Raw genomic sequence first — 2,114 nt, 5'->3', positions numbered from 1 at the left:
TCCCTGTTTCACTCCATATCGTTAAAGATGGCGAGATTTTTTTTGACAAGAAAATAAATGCCAGGGGATACGATGGGGGACAGGCTTTCTATTACGAAGAGAAATATGTAAATACGGCGGTGCGAGAAATTAAGACATTTTCGCTACCCCCCGGGAATTATTCTGTGGTTATTACCACCCTGGAGAATGTTCCCGCTTTTAGTGGCATCGAGAGTTTTGTTGGATTCACCTATTACGATCCAAAGATTTGATTTATGTAGGAAAAACAAAGAGAAATAACAACTAGAGGAAATAATAAGTATGGAAAAGAAATATACTGTAACATCAAAATTTGGAGTGATGAAATGAAAGTATTACGTATACATAAAAGGTTTAAAAACTGGCAAAATATTATTATTTTTATGAGCTGCTCCTTATTAATGGCCTGCTCTAGGCACATGGATATATACAGACCGATTGACGTATCGAAGTCTGGTCAATCAGTCAAAATTGATTTTGAACTCAGCAAGAAAGGTAATTATCAGTTTGCCTTACTGTTTGAAACTGGGGAGGGTCATGATGAAATGACAAGGCGGTTTAAGTTTTTTGGGAGAGCTGATAAAGACGGAGTAATAACCCCTGTTTCACTCCATATCGTTAAAGATGGCGAGATTTTTTTTGACAAGAAAATAAATGCCAGGGGATACGATGGGGGACAGGTTTTCTATTACGAAGAGAGAAGGATAAATACGGCTGTGCGAGAAATTAAGACATTTTCGCTACCCCCCGGGAATTATTCTGTGGTTATTACCCCCCTGGGGAATGTTCCCGCTTTTAGTGGCATCGAGAGTTTTGTTGGATTCACCTATTACGATCCAAAGATTTGATTTATGTAGGAAAAACAAAGAGAAATAACAACTAGAGGAAATAATAAGTATGGAAAAGAAATACACTGTAACATCAAAATTTGGAGTGATGAAATGAAAGTATTACATATACATGAAAGGTTTAAAAATTGGCAAAATATTATTTTTTTTATGAGCTTAACCTTATTAATGTCCTGCTCTAGGCACATTGATACTATACACAAACCGATTGATGTGTTGCATTCCGGGCAATCAGTCGAGATTAATTTTGAACTCAGCAAGCGCAAAGCTGGAGATTATCAGTTTGCTCTGCTGTTTGATAAAGGGAATGATTATGAAGAAATGCTAAGGCGGCTTGAATTGTTCGGGAGTATTGATAAGGACGGGGTGACAATCCCCGTTTCGCTTCGTGTGGTTAAAGACGGCAAGGTTTTTTTTGACGAGGAAATAAATTCGGTAGGGAGCGAAGGAACACAATCCTTTTATTACAAAGAGAGAAGTATAACTACGGCTGTGCGAGAAATTAAAACACTTTCGTTACCCTCCGGACGTTACTCAGCTGTAATTACCACCCTAGAGGATGTGCCTGCTTTTAATGGTATTCAGAGTTTTGTACAGCTCACATATTTTAATCCAAAGATTTAAAAAAATATTAATATAAACAAAGGAAATATCAACAATGGCAAAGAACTATACTGTAACCTATAAAGTTGCTCCGATGGGGGCGAAATATATTTATCAGGCTGATAAGGGAAAGCACAAGGCGGGAGACGTACATTCTTCATCCGGCGGTCATATGTGGTATGTTTTAAATGACGGGGACGGGAATAAAAAGAGTTTTGGTTTCGAGTCAGTACATGACGAAATGTCTGGTGAAGGGAAAATAACTAATTTTGATAATGCTGGCTACCAACAAACCTCTTATGAAGTTACCGTAGCCTTAACTGAAGATCAGTACAGCAAGTTAAGTAAATTTTCAGAAAAACCAAAGCCGGAAGAATTTGATGTTACGCGTTACAGATTGCTCACCAACAGTTGCGTAGATTTCGTATTTAAATCATTAGAAACCATTGGATACAATACGCATGGTATGCAAGGAAATCAGTTTCCCGTAAATAACATTATTCCTTTGAGTAATATGTGGCGGATTCGACTAATAAGTGCAATTTTTCAGAAGGGCGGTCAGTTGCTATAGTAGGCATCTTTCCCGCCACAGGAAAATGCACAATGACCTATATACAACTGACCGAAACAGAAAGATACCAGATT

General features: G+C 37.8%; 4 protein-coding genes. All 4 read left to right on the top strand.

From position 1 onward, the window contains the following. The coding region (locus EAE89_RS22550) for a DUF5625 family protein (RefSeq protein WP_244866723.1) at window positions 1–251 on the top strand (251 nt) is incomplete at its 5' end. Between the two features lie 93 nt (window positions 252–344). Next, window positions 345–866, top strand: a complete 522-nt coding sequence (locus EAE89_RS22545; RefSeq protein ID WP_214086626.1) for a DUF5625 family protein — start codon at window positions 345–347, stop codon at window positions 864–866. 93 nt (window positions 867–959) lie between these two features. Beyond that, window positions 960–1,490 carry a DUF5625 family protein gene (locus tag EAE89_RS22540; protein ID WP_214086625.1) on the top strand — a complete coding sequence of 177 codons (531 nt, stop codon included), beginning with the start codon at window positions 960–962 and terminating at the stop codon, window positions 1,488–1,490. 34 nt (window positions 1,491–1,524) lie between these two features. Continuing rightward, window positions 1,525–2,040 (top strand): hypothetical protein, encoded by a 516-nt coding sequence (locus tag EAE89_RS22535; protein ID WP_214086624.1) that lies wholly within the window; start codon window positions 1,525–1,527, stop codon window positions 2,038–2,040. The last annotated feature ends 74 nt before the right edge of the window (window positions 2,041–2,114 follow it).

This window comes from Photorhabdus heterorhabditis, assembly GCF_018448905.1.
Lineage (GTDB): Bacteria > Pseudomonadota > Gammaproteobacteria > Enterobacterales > Enterobacteriaceae > Photorhabdus > Photorhabdus heterorhabditis.
This window is presented reverse-complemented; position numbering and strand designations above follow the sequence as displayed.